General features: G+C 69.9%; 14 protein-coding genes. 6 read left to right on the top strand and 8 right to left on the bottom strand.

Going from position 1 to position 14,106, the window contains the following annotated elements:
• The first annotated feature begins 145 nt into the window (after positions 1-145).
• Both FNV62_RS10785 and FNV62_RS10780 read left to right on the top strand, forming a co-directional pair.
• Positions 146-1,003 (top strand): phosphatidylinositol-specific phospholipase C/glycerophosphodiester phosphodiesterase family protein, encoded by an 858-nt coding sequence (locus FNV62_RS10785; protein ID WP_143612773.1) that lies wholly within the window; start codon positions 146-148, stop codon positions 1,001-1,003.
• Positions 1,004-1,179: 176 nt separating this feature from the next.
• Positions 1,180-1,374 (top strand): hypothetical protein, encoded by a 195-nt coding sequence (locus FNV62_RS10780; RefSeq protein WP_054228939.1) that lies wholly within the window; start codon positions 1,180-1,182, stop codon positions 1,372-1,374.
• 31 nt (positions 1,375-1,405) lie between these two features.
• Here the strand turns inward: FNV62_RS10780 and FNV62_RS10775 are convergent, their stop codons facing one another.
• The 6 genes from FNV62_RS10775 to FNV62_RS10750 all read right to left on the bottom strand — a co-directional run bounded on the left by FNV62_RS10775 (position 1,406) and on the right by FNV62_RS10750 (position 7,854).
• Positions 1,406-2,680, bottom strand: coding sequence for a phosphodiester glycosidase family protein (locus FNV62_RS10775; RefSeq protein WP_143612772.1), 1,275 nt, complete (start codon positions 2,678-2,680; stop codon positions 1,406-1,408).
• A 75-nt stretch (positions 2,681-2,755) separates the two neighbouring features.
• Positions 2,756-3,130 carry a DUF779 domain-containing protein gene (locus FNV62_RS10770; RefSeq protein ID WP_143612771.1) on the bottom strand — a complete coding sequence of 125 codons (375 nt, stop codon included), beginning with the start codon at positions 3,128-3,130 and terminating at the stop codon, positions 2,756-2,758.
• A 176-nt stretch (positions 3,131-3,306) separates the two neighbouring features.
• On the bottom strand, positions 3,307-4,860 hold the full coding sequence (locus tag FNV62_RS10765) for a protein kinase domain-containing protein (RefSeq protein ID WP_143612770.1): 1,554 nt from the start codon (positions 4,858-4,860) through the stop codon (positions 3,307-3,309).
• Positions 4,861-5,100: 240 nt separating this feature from the next.
• Positions 5,101-6,519, bottom strand: a complete 1,419-nt coding sequence (locus FNV62_RS10760; protein WP_144315148.1) for a DHA2 family efflux MFS transporter permease subunit — start codon at positions 6,517-6,519, stop codon at positions 5,101-5,103.
• Positions 6,520-6,539: 20 nt separating this feature from the next.
• Entirely contained in the window at positions 6,540-7,349 is an 810-nt protein-coding gene (locus FNV62_RS10755; RefSeq protein WP_097283715.1) for an alpha/beta fold hydrolase, read from the bottom strand.
• A 46-nt stretch (positions 7,350-7,395) separates the two neighbouring features.
• On the bottom strand, positions 7,396-7,854 hold the full coding sequence (locus tag FNV62_RS10750) for a cupin domain-containing protein (RefSeq protein ID WP_060895022.1): 459 nt from the start codon (positions 7,852-7,854) through the stop codon (positions 7,396-7,398).
• 124 nt (positions 7,855-7,978) lie between these two features.
• On the opposite strand from FNV62_RS10750, the gene FNV62_RS10745 reads away from it, so the two are divergent.
• The 4 genes from FNV62_RS10745 to FNV62_RS10730 all read left to right on the top strand — a co-directional run bounded on the left by FNV62_RS10745 (position 7,979) and on the right by FNV62_RS10730 (position 10,445).
• Positions 7,979-8,584, top strand: coding sequence for a TetR/AcrR family transcriptional regulator (locus FNV62_RS10745; RefSeq protein ID WP_054228933.1), 606 nt, complete (start codon positions 7,979-7,981; stop codon positions 8,582-8,584).
• Positions 8,585-9,160: 576 nt separating this feature from the next.
• Positions 9,161-9,733: a DUF6529 family protein gene (locus tag FNV62_RS10740; protein ID WP_097283714.1), complete on the top strand. Its 573-nt coding sequence runs from the start codon at positions 9,161-9,163 to the stop codon at positions 9,731-9,733.
• Entirely contained in the window at positions 9,733-9,876 is a 144-nt protein-coding gene (locus FNV62_RS10735; protein ID WP_164331653.1) for a hypothetical protein, read from the top strand. Before FNV62_RS10740 ends, FNV62_RS10735 begins: the two co-directional genes overlap by 1 nt.
• Entirely contained in the window at positions 9,873-10,445 is a 573-nt protein-coding gene (locus FNV62_RS10730) for a GNAT family protein (RefSeq protein WP_313904999.1), read from the top strand. The genes FNV62_RS10735 and FNV62_RS10730 overlap by 4 nt, the downstream gene beginning before the upstream one ends.
• A gap of 96 nt (positions 10,446-10,541) precedes the next feature.
• Here the strand turns inward: FNV62_RS10730 and FNV62_RS10725 are convergent, their stop codons facing one another.
• Positions 10,542-11,834 carry a cytochrome P450 gene (locus FNV62_RS10725; protein ID WP_225900228.1) on the bottom strand — a complete coding sequence of 431 codons (1,293 nt, stop codon included), beginning with the start codon at positions 11,832-11,834 and terminating at the stop codon, positions 10,542-10,544.
• A gap of 721 nt (positions 11,835-12,555) precedes the next feature.
• Positions 12,556-14,079 (bottom strand): aldehyde dehydrogenase family protein, encoded by a 1,524-nt coding sequence (locus FNV62_RS10720; protein WP_143607478.1) that lies wholly within the window; start codon positions 14,077-14,079, stop codon positions 12,556-12,558.
• Positions 14,080-14,106 lie beyond the last annotated feature (27 nt).

The raw sequence follows: 14,106 nt of genomic DNA, 5'->3' as shown, positions 1-14,106 counted from the left end.
GGGCGGGCCTCTCGGTGTGCGCACCGCGGGTGAAGTGAACGGACAGCGGCAGTCCGGCCAACTCCCCCCACGGCAGGGTTTGTCGGACCTCGCAGGACCGCATACTCGCTGAGGTCCGTAGCGCATCCCTCAAGGGAGGCAGAGCATGGCCCTCACCACCCGTCGCAGAGCCCTCACCACCCTCGGCGCCGCCCTGGCGGGCTCGGTCGCCCTGCCCGCCTCGCGGGCACTGGCGGGGGAGGAGAAGCACCACACGCGCCCCCTGTGGCGTGCCCACGCCCATAACGACTACGAGCACCCGCGGCCCCTGTTCGACGCCCTCGACCACCGCTTCGGCAGCGTCGAGGCCGACATCTACCTCGTCGGCGACCAACTCCTTGTCGCCCACGACCCGGTCGAGCTCGACCCGACCCGCACCCTCGAATCCCTCTACCTCGCCCCGCTCGCCGCCCGCGTGAAGGCCCACCACGGCTCGGTCTACCGGGGACACCGGCGGCCCCTGCAACTCCTCATCGACATCAAGACCGAGGGCTCGTCGACGTACCTCGAACTCGACCGCCATCTGAGCCGCTACCCGCACCTGTTCACCACCTACGCGCACGGCCGGGTGCGCCCGGGGCCGATCACCGCGGTGATCTCCGGCGACCGCGCCGCCCGTACGCCCATGGAGGCGCAGAGCGTGCGGCGCGCCTTCTACGACGGCAGGCTCACCGACCTCGGCAGCGCGGCCCCCGCCTCCTTCATCCCGCTGATCTCGGACAACTGGACGCTCAACTTCACCTGGTCGGGCGACGGTCCGTTCCCCGACGCCGAGCGTGCGAAGCTGCGCGGCATCATCGCGGCGGCGCACCGGCGCCACCAGAAGGTGCGGTTCTGGGCCACCCCCGACCTGGCGGGCCCGGCGCGCGAGGCGCTGTGGGGCGAGCTACTGGCCGCCGACCTCGACTACTTCAACACCGACGACCTCGCCGGGCTCGAAGCCTTCCTCGACGCGCACGAGTAGACGCGTGCGCGTAGGACGCACGCGAGTGGACGCACACGAGCAGGCGCACGCGCTGGTGTGCGAGTGGGCGTAGACACCACACGTTCGGAGGACACGTCAGCCGCCCGGACGAACCCTCCGCTACGCGACACTTGCGGCCGAAAGCCGCGGTGTCGACGTGGCGGAGGAGGTTGACGATGGCCATTTCCATCTCTGTGGTGGTACTGCTCCTGATCCTCGCGGTGGTCTTCCTGCGCAACGGCGCGCTGAAACCCTCGCACGCGGTGGTCTGCGTCCTGCTCGGCTTCTATCTGTCGACCACCAGCATGGCGCCGACCATTCAGAACGGGCTCACCGCGACGGCTGACATCGTGAGCAGCCTGCGCCCCTGACGTGCGGGTCCAGATGCGCGTCAGCCCGGAGTCAGCCGTGTGAGAACACCCCGATGCCGTTGGGGACCGGGCGTTCGGCGCCGCCGGAGGGGTGGTTGAGGACGCTCACCGCGCCCGCTCCCGGCATCCGCGCGACCATGGTCGTCGAGCCGCCGCCGTCCAGACTGAACGCGTCGGAGGAGCCCAACGACCGCATGGTGTGCGCCACTTCGGCGATGGTCAGTCCGCCGCGGTAGGCGGCCGCCCCGTCGAGGGCGAGCAGAAGCAGGCGCCGCCCCTTGTTCGCGATGCCCACGGCGGTCCGTACGGCCGAGGCGGTGTTGTTCAGACCGGGCAGCGGCTGACCGTGAGTGAGGACCGGATAGCCGCCGATGGCGAAGCGGTACCGGATCCGGGTGCCGGCCGCGACGAGCCAGTGCTGAATGCGGACCGCCTGCCCCTTCGCCAGCTCGCGCAACTGCTGCGCGCCCGCCTCGCGCCCCACCAGCACGGTGGTGCCGGACGCGATGGGACCGCCGCCGGGTGTGCTGGCCCTCGACACGACCCGGCCGCGGCGGACCGTCACCTCGTAGGTGTCCCCGCTGCAGGGCGCGGCGCGGTCGATGTCGGTGCCGCAGACGGCCCGCTTGCGGGAGACACCGCCCCAGGCCGAGGTGAACGCGCCGATCGAACCCTGCGGCAGCGCGTACTGGTTGAGCCCACCGAGCGCCCACCGCCCACGGGAGCTGCGCACGGAACCGTCGAGGGCCAGACTGTCCAGCCGGGCCCGGCCGTCCAGGCCCACGCCGAGCACGTTCTTCGTGTTCGTGCCGGGCGGCAGGGTGGGGCCGAAGCGCTGACCGTCCGGGACCGCCGCCTTCAGCGTGCGGCCGTTCGCGATCGCGGGACCCACGGTCGCGCCCGTGGCCTCGACCCCCGGATGCTGGGCCTCGGAGATGTCGAAGAAGTCACCGTTGACGCCGGCGACGGCGCCCTGCGCCTCGGCCAGCCGGGAGACGGCCGCCCGGGAGGCCACGGCCGCGGAGTGGAGGAGATCGACGCGCACATGAGGGTTGCTCAGATCGATGCTCAGTACGTGTGCGCGCGCCACGCCCCGGGCCGCCTGGAGGTCGAACTCCTTGTACGTGATGCCCGGGGCGACGGCCTTGCCGACCAGGGCCTTCGCGTCCGCGACCGTGCCGTTCCAGGTATGGGCGCCTGCCACGCCGCTGGCCGGTGCCGCCCCCACCAGGGCCGCACCGGCCAGCGCGCTCCATGCCGTGAGAACCGTCAGTGCTGTTCTGAGTCGTCCGTCGCGAGGTGTCACGGTGCCCCCTGAGGTCTCGTCAACTGTCTTGGGACTCAGGGGGATTGCAGCAGACCGTGACGACCTCCGCAGGGCCTAGGCGTCTACGACGCGGGAACGGATGAGAAAACGCACTCCTTCGGGTGCTTCCAGGGAGAAACCGCTGCCGCGGCCGGCCACGACGTCGACGATCAGTCGCGTGTGGCTCCACAGCTCGTACTGGCTCTTCGACATCCAGAACGTGACCGGCTCGTCGAGCCCCTCGACGTCCAGCTCGGCGAGCAGCACGTCGGAGCCGCCGGTGCGGAACTCGCCCTCCGGGTAGCACATGGGCGCACTGCCGTCGCAGCAGCCGCCGGACTGGTGGAACATCAACGGTCCGTGGACCGCCCGCAGCCGCCGCAGCAACTTGGCGGCCGAGGGCGTCAGCTCCACGCGCGGGGCGGCGTCCGTCGTCTCCTGCTGGTCCATGGCGTGTCCCTGCCTTGATGCGCGGAAACGGATGCGACCGCTTCGCGCGAGGGTCGGTCGGTCCGGCCCAGTCAACTCCTGGCTTGGTTGCAGACAGGTTGCATGACGGCGGGAGGGAGGATCAGGTGGCATGGCGAGGGAGGAGCCACGTGCGCTCGGTGCGCGGCGGCCGCCCGTCATGGTTGGTGCGTGACGCTCACCTCTACGGTCAGCGTGCCTCTGTTGTCCTCGGAGCAGGACCCGGCGGCGTCGTTGATCCCCAGTTGCAGGGGGCCGTTTTGAGCCGCCCGGAAAGTCAGTTTCCGCCCGACGGTGTGGACGGGGGCGTCCTGACTGTCGGAGAGGCGGGCCAGCAGGGTGCCGAACGGCGCCGCCGGCTTGATCTTGCAGCTCTTCGCCCCGTCCAGTGACTGGTCCGTGAGCGCGTCGTAGCCGGTCGGCCCGGTCACGGGTATGTTCCGGTAGTCGACCGTCCATTCTCCGGAAACGAACCGTACGGTGACCCGATCTCCCTGCTGGATGGTCAGTCCGGTCACCGACTGCCAGCCGGTCGTCGACCGGACGACCTGACTGATGGTCGCCGTCGTGGGGTCCTTCTTCAGCGGCAGCACCCCGGTGAGGAAGAGACCGCCCCCGACACCAGCCGCCAGCACCGCCGTACCGGCCAGTGCCCACCACAGCCGCCTCGGGCCCCTCGGGCGGGACGACTGCCGGGGCGCGGGTTTGAGCGACGTGGTGTGCAGGGCCGTCGGTACGGGCTCCCCGGCCGGCACGAGTCGCTCCTGGCCGCTGGTCACGGTGTCCGCGTAGGTCAACGAGGCCGAAGGCTGGAGCACGCGCACGGTCGGTGACGGCAGTGGCCCGGCGTCCGCCTCTCCCGCCGCGACGCGCCGCAGCGCGGAACGCGCGGTGGCCGCCGAAGGACGCTCGTCGGGGGACTTGCGCAGCAGTGCCTCGACGACCGGGCGCAGCGGGCCGAGCCACTCCGACAGGACGGCTTCCTCGTACGCCACCGCGTGCAGCGTCGCGGGCCGTGCCGGCCTGCGGAACGGGGACTGCCCGCCGCAGACCGTGGCGAGGGTCGCGCCCAGGGACCACAGGTCGGAGGCCGGGCCGACCGGCGATCCCATCACCCGCTCGGGCGCCATGTACTCGAGGGAGCCGATCAGTTCACCGGTGGTCGTCAGGAACTCGCCGTCGTCCAGGGCCGCGATACCGAAGTCGGTGAGGACGGCGTTGCCGTCGCGGCGCAGCAGGACGTTGGCGGGCTTGACATCACGGTGCAGCGTCCCGGCCGCGTGCACGGCCTCCAGTGCGTCGAGCAGTTGCACACCCAGGGCGGCGGTGTGCTGCGGCGTGAGCGGCCCGCTCTCGGCGATCCGGTGGGCCAGCGAGGGCCCCTCGACGAGTTCCATGACGATCCACAGCCGGTCCTCGGACTCGACCAGGTCGTGGACACCCACCACATGGGGATGCGACACCCGGGCGACCGCGCGCGCCTCACGGACCGCGCGGCGCACCCGTATGCGCTGCTCCTCGTCGCCCTGGGTGAGGATGTGCAGTTCCTTGGCCGCGACCCGGCGGTCCAGCAACTGGTCGTGGGCGCGCCAGACCGTGCCCATCCCGCCTCTGCCGAGAACGTCGTGCAGCAGATACCGACCGGCGATCAGCCGCCCCGAGCCTCGTTCCGAACGCGTCGCCGCCTGGTGATCGCCATCTCCGGGTATCACGCGCTCTCACGTTTCCTTCCCGGTGGACTGGGCGCCCGCCGGCCGTCGTTCGATCGGTCGTCGTTCGTTCGCTGGCTCGTCGTTCGGGACTGAGCATAGCGGAGCGCATCGGGGCGATATGCCGTCAACTCGCTTGCGACGGAGGGCCTTTGACGGCCGATGCTCTTCGGGTGCCGGGCTGCCTCTCCATCGAGGTCGCGGCGGGAAGATCGCCGGCCGTGATGATCTGCGCAGTGGGTGTCAACGGGCGTCCAGGAGATCGCGTGGTCCTCGGACGCGTTCGGAAGGATCGTCTCCCGCGGCCGTGCGGGCTGCCCAGGGGCCGGTGGTCAGGATGCCCAGGGCGAGGATGGCCAGACCGCAGCCGGCGATGATCCACCAGGCGGCCGGGCGTGCCCCGGCGGCGATCACGGCGCCGGTCACCGCGATGCCGAGCGCGGCGCCGACCTGACGGCTGGTCGCGGCGATCGCGGCGGCCACCCCGGCCTGGGCGCGCGGCAGGCCCGAGACCGCGGTGTGGGTGATGGGCGCGTTGACGAAGCCGAAGCCCAGTCCGAACAGTGCGTACGCCGCGTAGAGCAGGATGTCCGAGCGGTCGGCGGATCGGGTGGCGACGACGGACAGCAGGCCGCCGGCCGTCATGCCGGCCCCGGCGAGCAGCAGCGGGAGGCGCGGGCCGCGGCTGCCCACGATCCGTCCGGCCAGTGGCGGGCACACCAGTGACAGCACCGCCATCGGCAGCAGACGCACCCCGGTGCTCAGGGCGCTCAGCCCCAACACCTGTTGCAGGTAGAGGGTGTTGGCGAACAGGAAGCCGCCGAGCGCGGTGAAGGCGCACACCGCCATCACCGTGGCCCCGCTGAAGGGCGCGCTGCGGAAGAGGCGCGGGTCGACCAGCGGTTCGTCGCGTCTCTGCTCGTAGGGGATGAAGGCGGCCAACGCGCCGGCCGCGGTGATCAGGCAGACCACGATGGCGGGGGAGGTCCAGCCCCGGCCCGGTGCCTCGATGATGGCGTACGTCAGTGTGCCGAGCGTGGTGATCACCAGCAGTTGGCCCACCGGGTCCACCCTGCGGGGCCGTGGCGCGCGTGACTCAGGGACGAACAGGGTGGTGAGCAGGAGCGCGGCCAGCCCGATCGGCACATTCAGCCAGAACACCGACCGCCATCCGGCCGTCTGGACCAGTACGCCGCCGAGGATCGGCCCGGCCGCCATGCTGACGCCCACCACCCCGCCCCACACGCCGATGGCCCTTGCCCGCTCCCGCGGCCCGGGGAAGGCGTTGGCGAGGATGGCCATGGCGACCGGGGTGAGCATGCAGCCGCCCACCGCCTGCGCCATGCGAAACACGATCAGCCAGTCCAGCGACGGTGCCAGGCTGCACAGCGCCGATCCGCCGGTGAACAACACGAGCCCGAGGAGGAAGACACGCCGTCTCCCGACGCGGTCGGCCGTGGAGCCGGCCAGGATGAGCAGCGAGGCCAGCACGATGGTGTAGGCGTCGAGGGTCCACTGCAGGCCCGACACGGAGCTGTGCAGGTCTTCCTGTATCGAGGGCAGGGCGACGTTCAGGATGGTGGTGTCGAGGCTGACCAGGAGCACGCTCAGGCAGCAGACGGCCAGGACCAACGAGGGTCTGCTGCGGTCGGGTTGAGACACGTCGGCTCCCCTTTCCGGGGTCAGTGCCGCGGCCGGTCGGTGGCGTGGGCCTCCGCGAAATCCCAGAGCACCGGGAGGAACTGCTCGGGCGTCTCGGTCTGGGGCATGTGGCCGGTGTCTTCCAGAAGACGGAACTCCGCGTCGGGGATGGCCCGCGCGTACGCGCGTCCGTAGTCGGCGTCCACGACCTGGTCGCTGGCACCCCATGCGACCAGGGTCGGATGGGTGATCTTGGCGAGGCGGTCGGTCAGGGTGGGGTCGGCCATGGCGTGCGGGCCCGAATAGAGCTGCAGGGTCGCACGGTTGGCGGCCATGACCGCGCGCTGCGCCTCGGTCAGCTTGCTGGGATCGAAGCGGAACTTCGAGGGGTCGTGGAAGGACAGGCGGGACAGCTCGACGGGCGTCAGGGAGAAGGTGTCGGCTATCGGGTGGCCGGGGACGGGGATGCCGACGGCGTTGACGAGGGTGACGCTGCTGATCCGAGGGCTGCCCAGGGTCGCGAGTTCGGCGGCGATCCAGCCGCCGATCGAGTTGCCGACAACGGCGACGTCCCGCAGGTCGAGCACGTCGAGCAGTTGGGCATAGACCTGGGCCAGGGTCGTGACGTCGGTCAGCCACTCGGGGCGGGCAGTGCCGTCGAAACCGGGGTGGACAGGGGTGAAGACCCTGGCCGGACGCTGCTCGGCCAGGAGGCCGGCGAACGGGGTGACGGTCCCCGGGCCGCCGCCTCCGTGCAGCAGCAGGAAGGGGTGCCCCTCCTGCCCGAAGAGGTCGACGGTGACGTCGAGGGTGCCCTGGTCGAGCGTGAGCGTGTGGGTGCTGCGGGTCATGCGGTGCTCCTCAAGTGTGCCGTGTGGAGAGGGAAGGGGGTTGCCGTCAGGCGAAGTCGGTCGCGGGGACGGTGGCGTAGCGGCTCATCACCGCGACGGTCGACTCCGGGGTCAGTTCCCGGCCGCCCGCGATCATGTTCCGCAGGTCGCGGAAGTACTGCACGTACAGGTCGGGCGTGAAGGTGTTGAGCATCACCGCGGGCGTGTCGCCGAGGTTGGCGAAGGTGTGCGGGGCGCCGGGCGGGATCATGGCGAGCGTGCCGGCCGGGGCGACGTGGGTCGTCTCCCCGATGGTGAAGTGCACGGTGCCGGAGACGACGTAGAAGCCCTCGTCGTGCTGGGCGTGACGGTGCTGGGGCGGGCCCTGGGTGTGCGGGGCGATGGTGATCTCTCCGATGCCGAGGCGGTGCCCGGTGGTGCTGCCGTCCTCGAGGATGCGCATCTGCGTGGGGCCCAGCTGGATGGTCTCGCCGTCGTCCGGGCCGACCACGGAAACCGTGCTCATTGCTTCTCCTTCGTGAGAGTTGACTCTCATGAGATTAGAGGGGTCGGGTGGCATAATGCAAGTTAACTCTCACGACGAGGGGTGGCTGCTAAAATGCGGGTGAGTCAACAGGAGGAGTCCCACGATGACGGCGCAGGCGGGCACCGGCCGCACCAACCAGAAGCAGCGCACGCGAACGGCGATCGTGGCGGCCGCCCGGGAACTCACCGGCACGGGCGCCGAGGTGACCATGCCCGCGATCGCCCGCGCGGCCCTCGTCTCCGAGGCCACCGCCTATCGGTACTTCCCCGACCTTCCGTCGCTGATCAGCGAGGCCCTGGCCGGCGTCTGGCCGCCCCCCGCCGAAGCGCTCGCGCCGGTCGCGGACTCCGCCGACCCCGTCGAACGCGTCGCCTTCGCCTGCGAGTTCCTCCTCCGCGGCATCCTCGCCCGACAGGGCTCGGTACGCGCGATGATCGCCGCCACCATCACCCGGCCCGAGACAGTGACCACGCGACCGGGCATTCGCTTCGGACTCATCGACCATGCGCTCCTCCCGCTGGAGGACACGCTCGGCGCGAGGGACCCGGACGGCTTCGCCCAACTCAAGCGGGACCTCGCGGTGGTCGTGAGCGCCGAGGCGTTCTTCACCCTCACCGATCTGTGCGGGCTCGACCCCGACGAGGCCATCACCAGCGCCGTACGGACCGCGGCCACCCTGACCGAGGCCGCGGTGCGGGCGAACGCGTGACGGTGGGGCGCGCCGCGGCCTCGGTCGCAACCGGCTCGAACGACTCCCGTGCCGGCCCGAGGTCCTCGACGGCTTCATCGCCGGAACCGGCCCGGCCCTCGACGACTCGACGTCACCCTGACGAGCCAGAGCCAGGTGGACGAGGACCTCACCAATAGAGCAGCGACTGCCCAGGCGGACCAGTTGAAATGGACAGGACTCGAGCACCCGGGGCCAACTGGGAGAAGAGGTCCGCCGGGGTCGTTTCCCGCGGCTGCCTGGATGCGCCGTCCGACACCCTGGAGCGCTCATGAAAGGAATGGCCGCGGCGACAGCGCCGGCGGTTTCCGCCATGCCGCTTGCCGCCGCAAGCGGCTGTCCCAGCCGGACGATCTCGTCCGCCTGCGCCAGGCCCACATCTGGAGCGCTGTCAGCGGGCATCCCCGTGTTGACCTGCCCCGGGCACCCGCTGCTCTGCCTCGCGGGTGACACGACGGCCGGTGTCACCGACGGCGAGGAAACCAGCGAGTCCGGCGCCACGGTGGTACGTCGTCGACGCATCCGGCAGCAAGGTCGAACCCGATCGATTGGGGACTGATGACCGGGCACACGGGCGCGCGGACGCGGCGTCCCGCACGAAGGGTGGCCGGATTCTTGGCCGCATTGCTGCCGGTCGCGGTCGCGGTGGGGTTATATGCGTTCGGTCGCACGCACACACCCGACTACACCAGCGGTTTGTTCGGACAGCACGGCGTCGGCGTCATCGACCTCAAGGCGCGCCTGGGTAGCGCTCTGATGGCACTCGCGCTCGTCCAACTGCTGCTCGGGCTGTGGATGTACCGGCGCCTACCGGGGGCGGGGGCCGCGCCGCACCGGGTGCACCCCGCGCACCGGCTCATCGGCCTCCTTGCCTTTCTGCTCTCGCTGCCCATCGCCTACCAGTGCATCACCGCCTACGGAGTCGACTTCACGAGCAGCCGAGTGGCGGTGCACTCCATCACGGGCTGCGTCCTGTACGGCGCGTTCGTCGCCAAGGTGCTGGTGGTGCGCAGCCGCCGACTGCCCGGTTGGGCGCTTCCGGCCGCCGGCGGCACCCTGGTCGTCGCCATCGCACTGATGTGGTACACAGCCGCCTTGTGGTTCTTCACCGGCTCCGCCCCCGGCTTCTGATGAACCGGCAGCTCACGGTGAGGGAGTTCCTGAACGCCGCGGTGCCGTGGACGACCCGCTACCTGGATGCCGCTGCCGCCGCTTCGCACGCGAACCTCAACTGCCTCTGCGTGCCCCTCGGCCTCGCGCGCACCGCGGCGTGATCAAATACGGCATGGCATCGTCCTGGACCGGTGAACGGGTACGCCTACGCGCTGTCGAGCCCGACGACTGGACAGCGTTCACGCGCTTCGCCGACGATGACGGGCGGCGAGGGAGCCGGCTGGATCTACCGCGGTCCGCCGAGAGCTACCGTGCCTGGGCGCGGGAGCAAGCCGTTGCCACGTGCGACGAGGACCGCTTCCAGTTGGCAGTCGAATCGAGGGCCAGGGGAGAGCTGGTGGGCACGGTCGGCTCACATCGCACCGGCCCCCGTTCAGGCTGGTTCGAGTTTGATGTCATGATCGGCACTGACCATCGGCGCAAGGGCTACGCATCAGAAGCCGTAGTGCTGCTGATGCGCTTCATGTTTGCCGAGCGGCGCTATCACAAATGCCTGGGAGCGATCTTCGCCCACAACGAGGCATCGCTGGCACTTACCCGTCGGCTCGGCTTCACCGAGGAGGGGCGCTTGCGGGAACACGTCTTCTTCGCCGGCCGGCACCACGAACTCGTCATGATGGGCATGCTCGCCGACGAGTTCGACCAGCGACACGCGATGAGCGCACCCTGAGCCGGGCATCCAAGCGTGTGCGGAACGGCGCTCGAACTCGATCAACGTTCGCTGTTCGGGGGTGGAGGCGGCCTGTCACCGCAAGCAAGACTGCACTCAGCTGCGCAAGGTGGCACGCAGGCGCAAGCCGACGGTTGCGAGACCTTCCAAGGTGGTGACCTGGTAGCTGGGCTCCGGTCCGGGCGGCTCGCTCAACTGGTAGCGGCGCGCGGTCTGCGCGGTCAGGAGCGTCAGCATCGCCATGGCCAGAGCGGCTCCCTCGCAGCCATGCGGCCCGGTACCGAAGGAGAGGAAGACCCCGGGTTTCGTCGGCGAGCCCGAATCATCGAGCCAGCGCTCGGGCTGGAACTGGTCCGGATCGGAGTGTTCCCGGGCGTCGCGGTGAGCGGTGTAGGGGCAGACGAGAACGGTGGACCCCGCGTCGATGGTGTAGCCGGCGAGCTGAGTCTGTCGCGTGGCGCGCCGGGTCAGTAGCCAGCTCGGGGGGTGCAGTCGCAGCACCTCGCGCACCAGAGCCTGGGTGTATTGCAGGCCGTCGAGGTGGGTGCTGGTCGTCGCGGCCGGGTCCGCGGGCAGCAAGGCGGCTTCGGCCGCGACGCGTCCCGCTGCCTGGGGGTATCGGGCCAGATACAGCAGGATCCATCCGGCTGCCCGGGAAGGTGTCTCGAAGGTGGCGACGGTGATTCCGGGGAGAGTGTCGAGGATGGCCTCTTCCGGCAGCAGGCCGTAGCGGGGGGAGGGCCGAAGCATCTGTCCCAGCATGTCGTCACCGAGCCGACCCGATGAACGGCGTCGGCGGACGATGGGTCGCAAAGCGTTGGTGAAGGCGACTTGCTGCCGTGTGCGGAACCGCCGTGCCGGTGTGGGGACCCAGCGCGGCCATACCCAGCGCGAGGGGCGTACGAGCACCTCCCGGGCCAGGAAGAGCTGCGAGGCAAAGGGCAGCAGGGTGGGAGCGTCTTCGGAGAAGAGGTAGCGCACGCCGATCTCCGCCAGGGCGTGCCGTACCGGGGGCAGAATCTCGACGTCCCGGCCCGTGGGCCACTGGTCGGCGAAGCGAGCGGCACTGGGCGCGATCTCACCGATCCGGGCTGCAACCGCCTGCGGGCGCAGTCCCCGCATGCGGGCGGCGTGAGCGCGCGCACGATCCTCCGGCGTCGGTGCCCCGCTCGACCGCTTCAACGGTGGGAAGAGAGGTCCGGTCGCCTTGGGGAAGTCCTGCGCGCCGCGCAGGACCGCTTCACACGGCCCGGCCGTAGCGGCTACGTAGACACCCGGCTCCAGCTGCCAGACGTCCCCGCACTCGTCAGCGCCACGGCGCGCCATTGCCAGCCGGTCGCGGCTCCAGGCCGCGAAACTGCCTTCGGGCAGCCGCGGCGGCTCATTCATTCGGCCCATGAGATCGTGCCTGACTCTCGTACCTGTCCAGGTCGATGTCGTCGGCAGCGTGGCTGGGAGCCGGCGGGCGCGCTGAGGTGCCCGCCGACAGTGCGGTCAGACCGAGTCGTCGCCGGCGTACGCATCCCATTCGTGGGCCCCGTACGCACCGTAGTGGCGGGTGAAGGACAGTCTGCCGAGCAGCTTGGCGATCATGATGCACTCCTCTCGCCTGTCTGAGCCCTCGACTGTCGAGGACTCAGCAAAAAGGTTCCCGCCAGCACTACATGGCACTCATACCATATTGGCACACATACCGCATATGTCATATTCGGATCATCGGTCGGATGTCGGTCGGGTTACGAGCCCGCACGGTGAGATCCATGCTCGGCAGACCGGTGACGTAAGGCGCGGCAGGGCGATGATCAACCGGATGTCTCGGGACATCTACTCGGGACGTCTAAGGGCGTCTAAGGGCGTCCCTGGAGGCGCCACGCTCGGCCTGCCGGATGACGCACGGAACGGCTCTGATCAGGCAGGCGCTCGGCCGGGCTGTGTGGCGAGGACCTGCTTGGGGTTGGTCTGTGACTGGTCCGGAAGCACTGGTCAGGCGGGGTGCGGCTGTGGGAGGAATGGGGAGTTGGCGCGCGCCAAGCCGGGCTCGGTCGAGAGCGGGCTGAGCGAAAGGCGCCTGACGGGGGAAAACCCAGGTCAGGCGCCTTTCTTGGGGTGTCTAGAAGAAGCCCAGCTTCTTCGGTGAGTACGACACCAAGAGGTTCTTGGTCTGCTGGTAGTGCTCCAGCATCATCTTGTGCGTCTCGCGTCCGATGCCGGACTGCTTGTAGCCGCCGAACGCCGCGTGCGCGGGGTAGGCGTGGTAGCAGTTCGTCCACACCCGGCCCGCCTGGATCGCACGGCCCGCGCGATAGGCGGTGTTGATGTCGCGCGTCCATACGCCGGCCCCGAGGCCGTACAGCGTGTCGTTGGCGGTCTTGATGGCGTCGTCGAAGTCGTCGAACGACGTGACCGAGACGACCGGTCCGAAGATCTCCTCCTGGAAGATCCGCATCCGGTTGTCACCCTCGAAGATCGTCGGCTGGACGTAGTAGCCGCCCTTCAACTCGCCGTCGTGCTCGACACGCTCGCCGCCGGTGAGGATCCTGGCACCCTCCTGCCGACCGATGTCCAGGTAGGAGAGGATCTTCTCCAACTGGTCGTTGGAGGCCTGCGCACCGATCATCGTGTCGGTGTCGAGCGGATGGCCCGGCTTGATCAGCTCGGTGCGGGCGACCGCCGCCTCCATGAACTCGCCGTAGTGACCACGCTGGATGAGCGCGCGTGACGGGCAGGTGCAGACCTCGCCCTGGTTGAGGGCGAACATCGTGAAGCCCTCGAGTGCCTTGTCCCGGAAGTCGTCGTTCTGCGCCCAGACGTCGTCGAAGAAGATGTTCGGGGACTTGCCGCCGAGCTCCAGCGTGACCGGCTTGATGTTCTCCGAGGCGTACTGCATGATCAGCCGCCCGGTCGTGGTCTCACCCGTGAACGCCACCTTCGCCACCCGCGGGCTGGACGCGAGCGGCTTGCCCGCCTCCACGCCGAAGCCGTTGACGATGTTGACGACGCCCGGCGGGAGCAGGTCCGCGATCAGGCTCATCCAGTAGTGAATGGACGCCGGGGTCTGCTCGGCGGGCTTGATGACGACCGCGTTGCCCGCCGCCAGCGCCGGGGCGAGCTTCCAGACCGCCATCAGGATCGGGAAGTTCCAGGGAATGATCTGCGCGACGACCCCGAGCGGCTCGTGGAAGTGGTACGCGACGGTGTCGTCGTCGACCTCGCCGAGCGAACCCTCCTGGGCGCGGATCGCCCCCGCGAAGTAGCGGAAGTGGTCGATGGCCAGCGGGATGTCGGCGGCCAGGGTCTCGCGCACCGGCTTGCCGTTCTCCCAGCTCTCGGCGACCGCCAGCTTCTCCAGGTTCGCCTCCATCCGGTCGGCGATCTTCAGCAAGATGTCGCCTCGCGCGGTGACGGAGGTGCGGCCCCAGCCGGGCGCGGCCGCATGCGCCGCGTCCAGCGCGCGCTCTACGTCCTCGGCGGTGCCCCGCGCGACCTCCGTGAACGGCTGTCCGTTCACCGGACTCGGGTTCTCGAAGTACTGCCCACGAGCCGGCGGCACGTACTCGCCGCCGATGAAGTGGTCGTAACGCGCCTGGTAGGAGACGATCGCGCCCTCGGTGCCGGGCGCCGCGTAACGGGTCATGCTGGTCTGCCTCCCGGAGAAGCGCTG

Source organism: Streptomyces sp. RLB3-17 (genome assembly GCF_007113425.2).
GTDB classification, from domain to species: domain Bacteria; phylum Actinomycetota; class Actinomycetes; order Streptomycetales; family Streptomycetaceae; genus Streptomyces; species Streptomyces mirabilis_D.
The sequence above is the reverse complement of the archived record's forward strand: the minus strand, read 5'-3'. Positions and strand labels throughout refer to the sequence as shown.

What these genes read in the sequence shown, in the direction of transcription:
- FNV62_RS10785 (WP_143612773.1), top strand. Translation starts at nt 146, where the DNA reads ATGGCCCTCACCACCCGTCGCAGAGCCCTCACCACCCTCGGCGCCGCC.
- FNV62_RS10780 (WP_054228939.1), top strand. Translation starts at nt 1,180, where the DNA reads ATGGCCATTTCCATCTCTGTGGTGGTACTGCTCCTGATCCTCGCGGTG.
- FNV62_RS10770 (WP_143612771.1), bottom strand. Translation starts at nt 3,130, where the DNA reads ATGGACCAGCAGGAGACGACGGACGCCGCCCCGCGCGTGGAGCTGACG.
- FNV62_RS10755 (WP_097283715.1), bottom strand. Translation starts at nt 7,349, where the DNA reads ATGACCCGCAGCACCCACACGCTCACGCTCGACCAGGGCACCCTCGAC.
- FNV62_RS10750 (WP_060895022.1), bottom strand. Translation starts at nt 7,854, where the DNA reads ATGAGCACGGTTTCCGTGGTCGGCCCGGACGACGGCGAGACCATCCAG.
- FNV62_RS10745 (WP_054228933.1), top strand. Translation starts at nt 7,979, where the DNA reads ATGACGGCGCAGGCGGGCACCGGCCGCACCAACCAGAAGCAGCGCACG.
- FNV62_RS10740 (WP_097283714.1), top strand. Translation starts at nt 9,161, where the DNA reads ATGACCGGGCACACGGGCGCGCGGACGCGGCGTCCCGCACGAAGGGTG.
- FNV62_RS10735 (WP_164331653.1), top strand. Translation starts at nt 9,733, where the DNA reads ATGAACCGGCAGCTCACGGTGAGGGAGTTCCTGAACGCCGCGGTGCCG.
- FNV62_RS10725 (WP_225900228.1), bottom strand. Translation starts at nt 11,834, where the DNA reads ATGAATGAGCCGCCGCGGCTGCCCGAAGGCAGTTTCGCGGCCTGGAGC.
- FNV62_RS10720 (WP_143607478.1), bottom strand. Translation starts at nt 14,079, where the DNA reads ATGACCCGTTACGCGGCGCCCGGCACCGAGGGCGCGATCGTCTCCTAC.